At 68.7% G+C, this 15,019-nt stretch carries 11 protein-coding genes; 9 read left to right on the top strand and 2 right to left on the bottom strand.

The genetic code is table 11. The features are described 5' to 3' along the window. Nucleotides 1-204 precede the first annotated feature (204 nt). The 9 genes from E7V67_014465 (at nt 205) to E7V67_014425 (ending at nt 14,396) form a co-directional block, all read left to right on the top strand. Nucleotides 205-2,004: a family 43 glycosylhydrolase gene (locus tag E7V67_014465; GenBank protein ID WUR10926.1), complete on the top strand. Its 1,800-nt coding sequence runs from the start codon at nt 205-207 to the stop codon at nt 2,002-2,004. A gap of 134 nt (nt 2,005-2,138) precedes the next feature. Continuing rightward, complete coding sequence (locus E7V67_014460) at nt 2,139-4,139, top strand: glycoside hydrolase family 2 TIM barrel-domain containing protein (protein WUR10925.1); 2,001 nt, start codon at nt 2,139-2,141, stop codon at nt 4,137-4,139. Between the two features lie 219 nt (nt 4,140-4,358). Continuing rightward, nucleotides 4,359-5,645, top strand: coding sequence for an extracellular solute-binding protein (locus E7V67_014455; protein ID WUR10924.1), 1,287 nt, complete (start codon nt 4,359-4,361; stop codon nt 5,643-5,645). Nucleotides 5,646-5,655: 10 nt separating this feature from the next. Beyond that, nucleotides 5,656-6,525 (top strand): sugar ABC transporter permease, encoded by an 870-nt coding sequence (locus E7V67_014450; protein WUR10923.1) that lies wholly within the window; start codon nt 5,656-5,658, stop codon nt 6,523-6,525. Further along, a complete protein-coding gene (locus E7V67_014445; protein WUR10922.1) occupies nt 6,522-7,355 on the top strand; it encodes a carbohydrate ABC transporter permease in 834 nt (277 codons plus the stop codon). Before E7V67_014450 ends, E7V67_014445 begins: the two co-directional genes overlap by 4 nt. 7 nt (nt 7,356-7,362) lie before the next feature. Beyond that, the gene (locus E7V67_014440; protein WUR10921.1) at nt 7,363-8,403 is read left to right on the top strand and encodes a LacI family DNA-binding transcriptional regulator; all 1,041 of its coding nucleotides are present in this window, start codon (nt 7,363-7,365) and stop codon (nt 8,401-8,403) included. A gap of 293 nt (nt 8,404-8,696) precedes the next feature. Beyond that, complete coding sequence (locus E7V67_014435; protein ID WUR10920.1) at nt 8,697-11,537, top strand: TonB-dependent receptor; 2,841 nt, start codon at nt 8,697-8,699, stop codon at nt 11,535-11,537. Nucleotides 11,538-11,548: 11 nt separating this feature from the next. Then, nucleotides 11,549-12,514, top strand: coding sequence for a glycoside hydrolase family 43 protein (locus tag E7V67_014430; GenBank protein ID WUR10919.1), 966 nt, complete (start codon nt 11,549-11,551; stop codon nt 12,512-12,514). A gap of 202 nt (nt 12,515-12,716) precedes the next feature. Continuing rightward, nucleotides 12,717-14,396 carry an EAL domain-containing protein gene (locus E7V67_014425; protein ID WUR10918.1) on the top strand — a complete coding sequence of 560 codons (1,680 nt, stop codon included), beginning with the start codon at nt 12,717-12,719 and terminating at the stop codon, nt 14,394-14,396. Between the two features lie 100 nt (nt 14,397-14,496). Here E7V67_014425 and E7V67_014420 read toward each other — a convergent pair whose 3' ends face one another. Then, entirely contained in the window at nt 14,497-14,682 is a 186-nt protein-coding gene (locus E7V67_014420; protein WUR10917.1) for a hypothetical protein, read from the bottom strand. Between the two features lie 124 nt (nt 14,683-14,806). Then, nucleotides 14,807-15,013: a hypothetical protein gene (locus E7V67_014415; GenBank protein ID WUR10916.1), complete on the bottom strand. Its 207-nt coding sequence runs from the start codon at nt 15,011-15,013 to the stop codon at nt 14,807-14,809. Nucleotides 15,014-15,019: the final 6 nt, after the last annotated feature.

The raw sequence follows: 15,019 nt of genomic DNA, 5'->3' as shown, positions 1-15,019 counted from the left end.
TGTCCCCAGGGGGGGACTGACCCTGGTTTTGGTCAAGGGCGGTCGTTTCATCCTTTTTGGGGCGGACGCGCCATGGCCGGCGATAAAAACCGGGGTCAGTCCCCTCGTCAAGCCAACAGCGCTTCTTGCACCGCCACTTACCGGGGACAGACCCCAGGCCTGAACCATGGTAACGTAACAAGGTCCAAGCATCAGGAGCCCGCCTTGTTCGCCCGTACCATCCTGCTCGCCGCGCTGGCCTGCGCCGCCTCGGCCACCCTGGCCGCCCCCACATACCGCAACCCGCTGAACCTGCGCCTGCCCGGCGGTGCGCTGGCGCAGAACTGCGCTGACCCGGCGCTATTGCGCGACCCGGGCGCGGCCCAGCCGACCTGGTACCTGTACTGCACCACGGACCCCGTCAGCAAGGCGGAAAAGGACGACAAAGGCTGGCGCTTCCGCCTGCTGCCGATCTACCGCTCGCACGACTTGGTCGAGTGGGAGTTCGTCACGGACGCCTTTGCCGAGCGGCCCGCGCCGGCCACCCGCACGGCCGGGCTGTGGGCGCCCGAGCCGGTCTACCTGAACGGCCGCTACTACCTGTACTACACGATCACCGACGTCGACGACGCCCACAGCCCGGAGCCGGGCTGCGACACGGACAGCGCCATCGCCGTCGCCACCAGCGCCACGCCGGTCGGGCCGTGGACGCCGGCGCCCGGCCTGGTGGTGGCGCCGCGCCGGGGCGGCCCCGGCTGCAAGTTCCACTGGACCTACGACCCGGACGTGCTGGCGCAGGACGACGGGCGCCACTACCTGTACTACGGCAGCTACGGCGGCGGCATGTTCGTGCAGCGCCTGGCCGAGGACGGCCTGGCGGTCCAGGGCGCGCCGGTGCGGGTCGGTACCACCTGGCGTTACGAAGGCGCCGAGGTGGTGCGGCACGGCGGCTACTATTACCTGTTCGCTTCCGCCACCAACTGCTGCGCCGGGCCGCTGACCGGCTATGCGCTGTACGTCGGCCGGGCCACGCGGCCGGAAGGACCGTTCCTGGACCGCCAGGGCGGCGACATGGCCGCCGCCCGCGTGGGCGGCACGCCCGTGCTGCCGCAGAACGGCAACCGCTGGATCGGCCCGGGCCACAACACCGTGTTCCAGGACGGCGCCGGTCAGTGGTGGACGATCTACCATGCGGTGGACCGCAACGAGCCCTATTTCGCGGCGCCCGACCTGACGCGGCGCCTGGCGCTGCTGGACCGGGTCGACTGGGTCGACGGCTGGCCCGTGGTGGCGGCCGGGCGGGGACCGTCCGATACCAGCCTGCCGGCGCCGGCGCCGCTGGCGGGCGATGCCGACGCCTTGCGCCCGCCTCTTGGCCCGCCCGCCGAGGCGGACGTGGCGCGGCGCGTCTGGCACGAGACATTCACCGGGCCACGCCTGGGGCGCGCGTGGCAATGGCTGCGCCGGCCACCGGCCGCCGACTGGCGCACCGGCCAGGGCGGCCTGGCCTGGCGCACCGGGGCCGGCGACCTGTACGGCGACGTCAACTCGGCCGCCGTGCTGACGCGCGCGCTCCCCGCCGGCGATGTCCGCATCGACGCCAAGGTACGGCTGGACGCGCCGGAGGACTGCTGCGCCACCCACGTGCAGGCCGGCCTGGTGGTGCTGGGCGACGACGACAATTACGTCAAGCTCGCGGTGCTGGCCGATGCCGGCCTGCACCAGGTGGAATTCGCCAAGGAAGGCCAGCCTGAGCAGGCCGGCTGGCCGCGCTACGGCAATACCGTGGCGGGCACGCCCGGTCATCCGTGGACCTGGCTGCGGCTGGAGATCCGCCATGCCGGCGACGAACAGCAGATCGCCGCATGGTCCAGCCAGGACGGCCGCGCCTGGGTCGGCGGCGGGGTCTGGACGCACCGCCTGGCACGCGGCGGCAAGCCACTGCGGCTCGGCCTCGTGGCCATGGGCGGCGGGCGGCGCCCGGCCGTGTTCTCGTCCGTGACGGCGGCGCGGCTGTCACGCTGAAAGTCGCGGCGCCGCAACGCCCGCGCCCAAGCGGACGACGTTGGCAATATTATTACTGGTACCATGAACCGTATCGATTGCAGGCGTGCGGGCCGCCCGGCGCGCCACCGGTTTCCCGAAAGGAGAGCGACAACGTGGACCATCCCCGCCCGCAGCTGCGGCGCCCCCAATGGCTCAATCTCGACGGCCCCTGGCAGGCCATGCTGGACGACCAGGCCAGCCACCACGATCCGGCCAGCGTGCCGTTCGACCGTACCATCATCGTGCCGTATCCGCCCGAGGCGCGCGCCAGCGGGCTGCACGACACGGGGTTCCGCCGGCGGGTCTGGTACAAGCGCATCGTCGGCCTGGACGACAGCCTGCTGCCGGCGCCGGACGAGCGCCTGATGCTGCACTTCGGCGCCGTCAACCATCGCGCCCGGGTCTGGATCAACGGCCACTTCGCCATCCAGCACAAGGGCGGCCACAGTCCGTTCTCGATCGACGTCACGCGCTACCTGTCCAGCCGCACGCTGGAAATCGTCGTGCAGGCGGAGGACGACCCGCACGATATGCACAAGGTGCGCGGCAAGATGGACTGGGAGCTGGAGCCGCACTCGATCTGGTATCCGCGCACGACCGGGATCTGGCGCACCGTCTGGATGGAGAAGGTGGCCTACGCCCACATCGCCCGGCTGCGCTGGACGGCCGACGTGTTCACCTGGCAGATCCGGCTCGACGCGGACGTGGCGCACCTGCCGAAGAACAGCACCTTGAACGTGGTGCTGCGCCTGGGCGACCAGGTGCTGGTGTCGGACCGCTGCCTGCTGACGGGCGATTGCCTGTCGCGCCTGTTCCAGCTGCCCGACCCGGGCATCGACGACGCCCGGGCGCACTGGATGTGGAGTCCCGAGAGCCCGCAGCTGATCGATGCCGAGATCACGCTGCACGCCGAGGATGGCCTGGTGCTGGACCACGTGGTCAGCTACACGGCGCTGCGCACGGTGTCGGTGGACGGCGACCGCTTCCTGCTGAACAGCCGGCCGTACTACCTGCGCATGGTGCTGGACCAGGGCTACTGGCCGGACAGCCTGATGGTGGCCTCGGCCGAGCAGTTGCGCCATGACGTGCTGCTGATCAAGCGGCTCGGCTTCAACGGCGTGCGCAAGCACCAGAAGTCGGAAGACCCGCGCTGGCTGTACTGGTGCGACGTGCTGGGCCTGTGCGTGTGGGCCGAGATGCCGTCCGCCTACGGCTTTTCCAGCGAGACCGTGCACGGCGTGATGGAGGAATGGAAGGAGCTGGTCGAGCGCGACATCTCGCACCCCTGCATCGTGGCCTGGGTGCCCACCAACGAGTCGTGGGGCGTGCCGGAGCTGATGCACGACCGCCGCCAGGTCGATTTCGTGCGCGCCATGTACCACATGACGCGGGCGCTGGACGGCACCCGCCCGGTGGTCGGCAACGATGGCTGGGAGATGCCGTGCGGCGACTTCGTCAACGTGCACGACTATCACATCGACCCGGAGGAGCTGTACGCCCGCTACGGCAAGCGCGAGAACCTGCCGTACACCTTCGAGCATGTGCGGCCGGCGCGGCGCCGGCTCGTCATCGACGGCTTTTCCGGCATCGACAAGCCGCTGTTCCTGTCCGAGTTCGGTGGCATCGCCTGCATGGAGGAGGCCGACCCGAAAGGCTGGGGCTATTCGGTCGCCAAGGATGGCGCCGAGCTGCTGGCGCGCTACCAGGAACTGATGGCGGCGATCCACCGCTGCCGCGCGCTGTCCGGCTTCTGCTACACGCAGCTGACCGACACCTTCCACGAAAAGAATGGCTTGCTGACGGAGCAGCGCGTGCCGAAGGCCCCGATCGAGGCGCTGGCCGAGGCCACGCGCGGGCCGGAAGCGCGCCTGCACGACTGGTACGTGGACCCGCTGGGCCACAGCCTGCTGTGGCGGGAAAAATATGCGACCAAGGAGCTGCCGGACTGGCTGGATTCGGGCACGGGCGCCGACGTGCGCATTGCGCTGCAGGAGCCGGCCGGCGACGTGTCGGTACCGGCCCAGGTGGCGCTGGCGGGCGAGTCGAGCGCGGCCGCTGCCGGCCCGGACGACCAGCCTGGCACGTCGGGGCCGCCGGGGCCGCATGTGCGATGACTTTGGTTCCCGAGTCACGAAATCGGACGAGCTTGGGGTCTGTCCCTTCGGGACTGACCCCGGTTTTTATCGCTAGCGGCGATGGACCGGCATGTTTCGGTATGCGCAAATCGATTACTAGCCTTGGGCAGCGCGGCATACTTCGGCCAACGAATAAAACCGGGGTCAGTCCCCGCGGGGGACAGACCCCAAGCCATGAGACTTAGGGGTGTACGCGCAATGAACCGCCGCACTCTCCTCGCCCTGCTGGCCCTCGCGCCCATCCTGCCCAGCCACGCCGCCGAAGTCCAGCTCGTGCGCATGTGGACCCTGCTGAGCGGCGGCGACGGCGCCCGCATGCGCGCGCTGGTGGACGAGTTCAACGCGTCGCAGCAAGCCGTGCGCGTGGAAAGCACGACCTTGAAATGGGGCGAGCCGTTCTATACCAAGCTGATTACCGGGTCCGTCGTCGGTGCCGGGCCGGACCTGGCCACGATTCACCTGTCGCGTCTGCCCAACCTGGCCGGCGGCGGCGTGCTGCGGCCGATCGCAGCCGCCGAACTGGCAGCCGTGGGCCTGGCGGGTGGCGACTTCCTGCCGCGCCAGTGGACCAAGTCGCAATACCAGGGCCGTACCTACGCGGTGCCGCTGGACCAGCACCCGCTGGTCCTGTACTACAACAAGAACCTGGTCGGCAAGGCCGGCCTGCTGGACGAGCGCGGCCAGCTGAAACCCATCGAGGGCATGGCCGCGCTGACAGACGCGCTGCGGCGCGTCAAGGCGGCCACCGGCAAGCCGGGGCTGACGATGGAGAGCGCGCAAAGCAGCTATGCGATCTGGCGGCTGTGGCTGTCGCTGCTGGCGCAGCAGGGCCTGCCCATCGTCGCCAACGGCCGCTTTGCCTATGGCGCGGCGGGGGAGGCCACGCTGGCGCGTATCGCCGGCTGGTTCCAGGCCGGCTACGCCACGCCGGGCATGGATTATCCCGCCTCCACCAGCCAGTTCATGGGCGGTAACGCCGGCTTCATGCTCAATGGCGTTTGGGAGGTGCCGGAGCTGGTCCGTGGCAGCAAGGCGGGCACGCTGGGCTTCGAGTACGGCATCGTGCCGTTGCCGAAGCTGTACGGCGACGCCAGCGCCTGGGCCGACTCGCACGGCTTCGCGCTGCCGGCCAATGGCGACAAGCCGATGTCCGCCGCCAAGGCCCACGCCGTGCTGTCGTTCGTCGCCTACGTCAGCCGCCATTCGATGGGCTGGGCCGAGGGCGGCCATATTCCGGCCTACCGCCCCGTGGCGGAATCGGCCGCGGCCCTGGCGCTGGAGCCGAACGCGCAGTACGCGGCGGCCGCGCACAACGTGGTGTACGACCCGGACGGCTGGTACATGGGGGCGGCCGGGCCGCTGGAAGCGATCGCGTCGAAATTCCTGCCGGCGCCGCTGGCGGGGCAGCTGACGCCGGCCGACGCGCTGCGCCGCTTCGAGACGGAGGCGGCGCGCCTGCTGAAGAAGCGCGCGCCGCTGTACTGACGGGAGCCCGATGAAAGCCCTCCACCGCCGCCGCGAAACGCTCCCCGCCATGCTGCTGCTGGCGCCGTTCCTGGCCGCCTTCCTGCTGTTCTTCCTGGTGCCGGCGCTGCAGACATTCTGGCTCAGCCTAACCGACAGCAGCCTGACGCGCACCAGCGCCTTCGTCGGCCTGGCCAACTACGTCACCCTGGTGCAGGACCCGTCGTTCTGGGCCGCGCTGGGCAACACCTTCTATTTTTCGCTGCTGACGGTCATCCCGCTGACGCTGCTGGGCCTCGTGATGGCGCTGCTGGTGGATCGCTTCAGCCGTGCCGGTCCCTGGCTGCAGGGCGCCTTCTTCCTGCCGTTCGTGCTGCCGATCTCCGTCATGACCCTGATCGCCGACTGGATGCTGCAGCCGTCGGCCGGCGTCGTGAATCATGTGCTGGGCATGCAGCGGGCCTGGTTCGCCGACGTGCACTGGGCCATGCCGATGGTGGCCATCGGCACGATCTGGTGGACCGTGGGCTTCAACATGCTGATGTTCCTGGCCGGCCTGCGCAACATCCCGCGCGAGCTGTACGAGGCCGCGGCGCTGGACGGCGCGCGCGGCTGGGCGCTGTTCCGCCACATCACGTGGCCGCAACTGAAACCGGTCGCCTGGACGGCGCTGGTGCTGCAGCTGATCGCGTCGCTGAAGATCTTCGGCCAGACCTACATCATGACGACGGGCGGGCCGTACAACACCACCCGGGTGACTCTGCACTACATGTACGAGACGGCGTTCACGCAGAGCGACGCCGGCTACGCGGCCGCCATCGCGACGGCCTTCGTGATCGTCGTCGTGCTGTTGTCGCTGCTGCAGGGCGCGATCGCACGCCGGCTGGGAGGCGCGAAATGAGGCGGCACGCCGGCTTGGGCTGGACGGTCGTCGCGGCGGCGACCGGCATCGTGCTGGCGGCGCTGTGGGCGGCGCCGCTGCTGTGGGCGCTGTCCACGTCGCTGCGACCCGAATATGAGACGATTTCCCCGGTGTTCCACTGGCTGCCGCAGCGCTGGACGCTGGAGGCGTACGGCAAGGTACTCGGCGCCGGCAACGTACCGCGCTGGCTCTTCAACAGCGCGCTGGTGGCGCTGCTCGTCACTGTGATCACGATGGCGCTCAGCCTGATGGCGGCATATGCGTTCTCGCAGATGCGCTTTCGCGGCCGCGACGCGTTGTTCCTGTTGGCGATGCTGGCCTTCCTGCTGCCGTTCGAGGCGCTGCTGGTGCCGCTGTTTCGCATGATGAACCAGCTCGGCCTGATCAATACCTATGCCGGCATCGTGCTGCCGCAGGTGGTATCGCCGGTCGTCATCTACGTGTTCCGCCAGTTCTTCGACGCCATCCCGGCCGACTTTCGCGAGGCCGCCGTCCTGGACGGCGCCTCGCCCTGGCGCGTGCTGTGGAGCGTCTACCTGCCCATGTCCGGCAATATCGTGTGGGCGATGGCGATCGTGACCTTCATCGCGGCCTGGAACAACTTCCTGTGGCCGTTCATCATCGTCACCTCGAACGACATGATGACGATCCCGCTGGGCCTGACGCAGACCTACGATGCCTTCGGCGTGCGCTATGCGCAGCTGATGGCGGCGGCGCTGCTGGGCGCCTTGCCGGTGGCGCTGGCCTACGTGCTATTCCAGCGCCGCGTGACCCATGGTTTCCTGGCCGCGACCGGCCTGAAAGGCTGATGCCAGCATGCCCGCGCGCCGCCCGACGATGACCGATATCGCCAAGCAGGCCGGCGTGTCGCAATCGACGGTCTCGCTGGTACTGAACGACGTGCGCGGGACCAAGGTATCGAAGGCCACGCGCGAACTGGTACTGGCCATCGCGCGCGAGATCGGCTACCCGCAGGTGCGGCATCCGCGCAGCGGCGCCGCGCCCCAGCGCAACCTGATCCTGTACCTGACCGACGAGCTGGCGACCAGTCCGCACGCGATGCAGACCATCGACGGCGCCAGCAACCTGGCCTGGGAGCAGGACTGCATCGTCTCCGTGTTCGCCACCCGCAGCGATCCGGCCCGGGAAGCGGCCATCCTGGCGCAGATGCTGGCCAATCCCGCGTTGCTGGGCGTGATCTATGCGACGATCTTCACGCGCCGCGCCAGCGTGCCGGCCGCGCTGGGGGCGACGCAGGTGCCGGTGGTGCTGCTGAACTGTCACGCGCGCGACCACGGCTATCCTTCCGTCGTGCCGGCCGAGGTGCTGGGCGGCTACGCGGCCACGATGCACCTGGTGGAGGCGGGGCACCGGCGCATCGGCCTGATCAACGGCGAGCCGTGGCTTGAGGCCGCCGCCGAGCGGCACAAGGGCTACCGCCAGGCTTTGACGACGGCCGACATCCCGTACGACCCGGCACTGGTGCGCGAGGGCGACTGGCAGGTGGGCAGCGGCTTCGCGCACGCGCTGGCGCTGCTGCGCCTGCCCGAGCCGCCCACCGCGCTGTTCTGCGCCAACGACCTGATGGCCATAGGCGCCATCGACGCTGCGCGCCAGCTGGAGCTGGACATCCCGGGCCGGCTGTCGATCGTCGGCTACGACGACCAGGACATGGCGCGCTACGTTCACCCGCCGCTGACCACGGTACTGCTGCCGAACTACGAGATGGGGCGCTGGGCCGCCGAAACACTGATCGGCCAGGCCCGCGCCGGCCTGCCTGCGCTGCGCCAGCAGATCAAGATGGAGTGTCCGCTGGTGGTGCGCGAGTCGGTGGCCGGGCCAGCCACCGGCCCGTAAGGCTTGGGGACTGTCCCCAACGGGGACTGTCCCCGGTTTCTATCCGCGGCCTAGGCGTCCCATCGGCGCCACCGTCGCCATGGAAAACCAGGGACAGTCCCTGAAGGGACAGTCCCTAAGCAAAAACGTTGCGCACGCCACGCACTCGATTGGCATTGTTTCACGGTTATGACTAATATTTATTAACCAGTCTTGAACAAAAGCTATCGCACCTCGGGCTTTCACCAGGCAAAAGCCAAGTCTTCAGCCCGCGCAGTACGGGAATCGCCTGGGCCAACACCAATGGAGACCATATGAACCCATCGAGCAAACTTCGCCTGACGCCCGTGTGCGCCGCGGTACTGCTGCTGGCCGCGGGCGGCGCGCTGGCGCAGCAGTCGCCCGCGCCGCAGGCCAGCACGCAAAGCGATCAGCAAGCCACCCAAGCTTCGACCAGCGACACGGCCGGCGCCAGCGCCCAGCAGGGCGCGCAGGGCGCCGGCGCGGACGCCATGACGCCGATCGCCACCGTCGAAGTGACGGGCATCCGCCGCAGCATCCGCTCGGCCGAGCAGATCAAGCGCGACGCCACCCAGGTGGTCGATTCGATCAACGCTGAGGACATCGGCAAGTTCCCCGACCGCGCCGCCGGCGACGCGCTGCAGCGCGTCGCCGGGGTGCAGGTGGGACGGGACCGCGGCGAAACGTCGTCCGTGATCATCCGCGGCCTGCCGGACGTGGCGACCACGCTGGACGGCCAGGACATCTTCACGGGCCGCGGCCGGCGCCTGTCCTTCCAGGACCTGCCGGTGCAGTCGATCGCGGGCCTGGACGTCTACAAGTCCGCCACCGCCAACCAGTTCGAGGGCGGTATCGCAGGGGCCGTCAACATCCGCCTGCGCGCGCCGTTCGACTTCAAGACGCGCACGATCACCGGTTACGTGGAAGACCGCCGCCAGCACGCCAACGGCAGCACGGCCAGCAAGACCCGCAACAGCCCGGGCGGCGGTGTGCTGTACAGCGACCGCTGGAACAGCGGACGGGGCGAGATGGGCGTCCTGCTCGACGCGGCCTACAACAAGGAGCACTGGGCCTATCCGGTGCAGTGGAACGACCGGCCCGACCGGCTGTTCTCGGTCAGTCCGGACGGTACCGCCACGCGCCTGAACGACGACCAGCCGGTGGCGCCGCTGCGCGCCGGCGACCGCCTGGGCAGCCTGCCGCACATCGGCGGCATCTACAACGCGGGCGAGCGCGAGCGCTTCTCCGGCCACGCCGCGTTCCAGTGGAAGATCAGTCCGAAGCTGGAATTCACCACCCAGTACCTGGGCATGGGCTACCGCGGCCGCCACGAGGTGGACTACCAGCTGGCCATCGTCGGCTGGACGCCGCGCCTGACCAACGTGGTGCTGGGCCAGGAAAACGCCGCCTGCGCCACGCCGGAAGGGGTGATCTGCCCGATCCTGTCGGCCAACGCGCCGGCCGCCCGCTTCGGTGGACCGTATGACTGGGACCCCTACGTGGCCACCAGCGCCTGGGGCGTCAAGGAGCGCACCAACACGCACTTCCTGAACTTCGCGCTGCAGTACCGCGACGGGCCGTGGAACGTCAATTCGGCGCTGGCGCTGACGCATTCGAAGTTTATCAACGACACCGTCATCGTCGACCAGCAGATTCCGGGCGCCAGCGCCAGTGTCTACACCGATGGCGGCGACGGCCATGGCGGCTACAACGCGATCACCACGCCGACCAGCACCAATCCGCTGCGCGACCCGAGCCAGTTCGTGCTGCGCGGCCTGGTGCAGAACTGGGAAGAGTCGGTCGGCAAGCAGGCCCAGTGGCGCACCGACGCGACCTACAAGCTGGGCGACGGCTTCCTGCGCGCGCTGAACATGGGTGTGCGCCTGTCCACCCGCAATACGGAATACCACAGCGCCGAAGGGCACAGCGACGTCAACGGCGCCAACCGGCCCAATCCCGCCGCCGCCTTCGGCCCCGGCTTCGAAAGCCTGGTGCCGGGCGTGGACCGGCTGGGCGGGCCGTTCCTGGTGCCGTCGCGCGACTTCCTGATCGACCAGCCGGACGCCGTGCGTGCCGTGTACGGCGCGCCGGCTGGCCGGGTGGCGGACGACCCGACCCGCTACTTCGACCAGCGCGAGCGCACGGTCACCCTGTACGGGTCGGGTCGCTGGCAGACCACGCTGGCCGGCATGGAGGTCAGCGGTGAGGCCGGCGTGCGCGTGGTACGGTTGAACCGCAAGATGCGTGGCACCACCCGCAATGGCGACGTGCTGACGCCGATCGACGTCAAGGCCTCCGAGACCAATGTGCTGCCGAACCTCTCGGCACTGATGGGCTGGCGCGACAACCTGCAATCGCACCTCTCGATCGGCCGCACCATCACACGGCCGGAGTTCTACCGGCTGAACCCTGCGATGTCGCTGATTCCGCCGACCGTCAACGCGCCCGGCACCGGCAACGCGGGCAATCCGGACCTCGAGCCGACCAAGTCCACCAATGCGGACGCCACGCTGGAATACTACTTCCCGAAAAACGGCTTCGCCCAGATCGCGCTGTTCCACCGCGATATCAAGGGCTACCTGCAGAACTTCACGCAGGATGAAGTCATCGGCGGCCAGACCTATCGCGTCACGCGGCCGCAGAACTCGGGCTCCGGTACCCTGAAGGGCGCGGAGTTCAGCATCCAGAAATTCTTCGACTTCCTGCCCGGCTTCTGGAGCGGCTTCGGGGCCCAGTTCAACACCACGTGGATCTCGGGCGACAACGAGACACGCACCACGCTGGACAGCCCGACCTTCAAGAAGACCAGCCTGATCGACGTGGCCCGGCGCAGCAGCAACTTCGCGCTGCTGTATGAAGGCCATGGCGTCACGGGCCGGCTGGCGGCCACGCGGCGCGGCTCGTACGTGGAGCAGATCGAGGAACCGCGCTTCCTGCAGGACCGTATCGTGCAGGCGCAGACCTACGTCGACCTGTCGCTGTCGTACGAGCTGACGAAAAACCTCACCCTGCAGTTCGATGCGATCAACCTGAGCAAGGAGAAATACGAGAGCTACGTCGGCAGCGAGAGCCGCCCGCGCGACATCCGCTACACGCCGACCACCTACGGGCTGGCGTTGCGCTTCAAACTGTGAACGGAGAGAGCATGACCGACAGCTACGTCAATCCGGTCTACCCGCACACCATGGCCGATCCGTTCGTGCTGCGCCACGACGGCCTGTACTACGCATATGGCACCGCGCCGCCGTCGGCCGACGGGCGTGCCTTTCCCGTGCTGCGTTCCGCCGACCTGGTGCACTGGGAGCCGCTGGGCCACGCGCTGGTGGCGCCCGGCGGCAGCGACTTCTGGGCGCCCGAGGTGGCGGCGCGCGATGGCGTGTTCTATATGTACTACTCGGCCCAGGGCATCGACGGCAACGACCACCAGCTGCGCGTGGCCACCAGTGAGCATCCGGCCGGCCCGTTCCTGGACACGGGTGTGGTGCTGGTGCCGGACCAGCCGTTCTCGATCGACGCCCATCCGTTCCGCGATACCGATGGCCAGTGGTACCTGTACTACTGTGTCGACTTCCTCGAGCTGGAGGACGACCACCGCGTCGGCACCGGTATCGTGGTCGACCGGCTGGTGGACATGCGCACGCTGGCCGGCGAGCCGCGCGTGGTGGTGCGACCGCACCAGGACTGGCACCTGTTCCTGAAGCAGCGTCCCATGTACGGCGCCGTGTACGACTGGCACACGGTGGAGGGCCCGGCCGTGCAGCAGCACGACGGCAAGTACTACTGCTTCTACAGCGGCGGCGCCTGGGAGCGGGAGAACTATGGTGTCAGCTATGTCGTGGCCGACCATCCGCTGGGACCGTTCACCCGGCCGCCGCAGGGCGAGCGGGCGCTGCTGATGAGCACCCGGCCAGGGCGCCTGATCGGGCCGGGCCACAATTCGTTCACCCTGTCGCCGGACGGCAGCGAAACCTGGATCGTCTATCACGCCTGGCAGCCGGACATGGCGGGGCGGCGCATGTGCATCGACCGGCTGGACTGGCAGGGCGAGCGGCCTGTCACGGACGGCCCCACGTGGATGGAACGGCCGGTACCGTCGGCGCGCCCGCGCTGACAACCTGATGAGGTGACGTCTTCAGCCGTGCTACATGCTTCCCGCTTTGGGTGTGTAATGTCCACGACAAAACGCCATGCCGCCCCGGCACGGCGGTACGCGGAGAGCGGCGATGAGGGAGCGCGGCACATCAGGGCGGGCGGCCGACGGGGCTGCCGGTGGCGACGGTAACCCGACTGGTCCGGTTTACTTTGCCGATCACGTGTTGCGCGCGATCAGCGACGCCGTGCTGTGCACCGACGCGCGCGGCGTGGTCACCTTCGTCAACCCGGCCGCCTGCACGCTGCTGCGCTGCGAGTCGATGGCCTTGCTGGGCAACCGGGCCGACGAGCTGTTCACGCTGTTGACGGCCACGCTGGAGCCGCTGCCGCATCCGATCGTGGCCGTGCTGGCCAGCGGCCAGACGGCACGGGTCCCGCCCGGCACGATCCTCGTGCGCAGCGACGGCGGCGAGTTGGCCATCGAGGATTGTACCGCGCCCATCCGCGCTGCGGACGGTGCGCTGGCCGGGGCCGTCATGGTATTCCACGACGTCACCGAGGCGCACCAGACCATGCTGCAGATGACGCACCAGGCTACCCACGATTTTCTCACCGACCTGCCGAACCGTGCGTTGCTGGGCAGCCGGCTGGCGCACGAGGTGGCGCTGGCCGCGCGCCGCGACACCGGTTTGGCGGTGCTCTACCTTGACCTGGACAACTTCAAGCACATCAACGACTCGCTCGGGCATGGCACCGGCGACCGCCTGCTGACGTCCGTGGCCACGCGGCTGCGCGAATGCGTGCGCCGCAGCGATACGGTCAGCCGTTTCGGCGGCGACGAGTTCGTCGTCCTGCTGACCTTGGCCGACGATGCCGCCCACGTGGCGGGCATTACGGCCAACAAGATCCTGGCGCGGCTGGCGCTGCCGCACGAAGTGGACGGTAACACGCTGCACACCAGTGCCAGCATCGGCATCGCCATCTGCCCGGAGGATGGCGCGGACGCGGAAAGCCTGGTGCGCAATGCCGATACGGCGCTGTACCTGGCCAAGGGCGCGGGCAAGAACGCGTTCCGCTTTTTCGAACCGCAGATGAACCAGGAGGCCGTGCAGCGCCAGCAGCTGCAGGGCGGCTTGCGGGCCGCGCTCGGCAATGGCGAACTGCGCGTGCATTACCAGCCCAAGTTCGACCTGCGCAGCGGCCGCCTGACGGGCAGCGAAGCGCTGGTGCGCTGGTATCACCCGGTCTGGGGCGCCGTGCCGCCGGCCCGCTTCATCGCGGTGGCGGAGGATTTCGGCCTGATCGGCGTGCTGGGCCGCTGGGTGCGCGACACGGCTTGCGCCCAGTTGGTGGCGTGGCAGCAGGCCGGCATGGCGCCGGGCCATGCGGCCGTCAACGTCTCGGCACGCGAGCTGCACGACCCGCTCTTCGAGCAAGGCCTGGCGCAGACCTTGCGCGAAACGGGCATCGCGCCGGAACGCCTGCAGCTGGAGATCACGGAAGGGGTACTGCTGCACGACACGGATGCCGCGCTGGCCAAGTTGTACCGGGTACGCGACATGGGAGTGGGGCTGGCGATCGACGACTTCGGTACCGGCTATTCCAGCCTGAGCTACCTGCGCCGCTTGCCGGTGGACACGATCAAGATCGACCAGAGCTTTATCCGCGATATCGGCGCCGGCCTGGCCACCGACGGGGCCGGCGCGATGATCGTGCGCGCCGTGATCGGCCTGGGCCAGAGCCTGGGCCGGCGCATCGTGGCCGAAGGTGTCGAGGAACCGGACCAGCTGGATTTCCTGCGGCGGCAGGACTGCGACGAGGCGCAGGGGTATTGGTTCAGCGCGCCGCTGCCGGCGGCGGAGTATGCCAGCCGCTGGGGTCTGTCCCCGCACGGGGACTGACCCCGAAGTCCATCAGCAGCGGCGAAGGATGCAAACACCGGTGTCAGGCACCTATCTGCAGGTCTTCGACCTGCAGATAGGTGCCTGACACCAGAACTTCTCAGCAGCCGCGCCGCTCGCTGGGGCAAGCCAGCACGCGCTTGATCGTGGCCGGCTTGATGCGCTTACGGGTCAGGAACATGTGCGCATCGCGCAGGCCCAGGGATTGCTGCATCAGCAGGGCGCGGTTGATGACCAGTTCGGTCGTGACGTCGGTGCGGGAATATGCGCGCTGTACTTTGTTCATGCGTCTCTCCTGATGGTTGTCGGGTTTTCCTGTGTTTGTGCTTGCAACCCAAGCACGCTTCCAGAATAAACCGTTCAGTCGTACAGAACAGTGCGCCAATTAACGCACGGCACCAGCACAGGGCTCACACCTCCGGCAGCGCGTGCGCGGGTGGGCCGAACAGCGCCGCCACCATCGGGTCGCGCCGGATCGCCGCCACCGTGCGCCGCAGCGGGTGCGCGATGTCGTCGCTCAGGCGGTGCACGCGGCTGCCGTCGGCGCGGGTGTAGATCGACAGGCGGCCCGTCGCCGAAGGTTGCGGCACGGGCTTGTTGGAGAGGCGTTTTTTCATGTTGTT

The organism is [Empedobacter] haloabium (assembly GCA_008011715.2).
Classification (GTDB): Bacteria; Pseudomonadota; Gammaproteobacteria; order Burkholderiales; family Burkholderiaceae_D; genus Rugamonas; species Rugamonas haloabia.
Note: the sequence above shows the minus strand (reverse complement) of the source record. Positions and strands in the feature narration are given on the sequence as shown.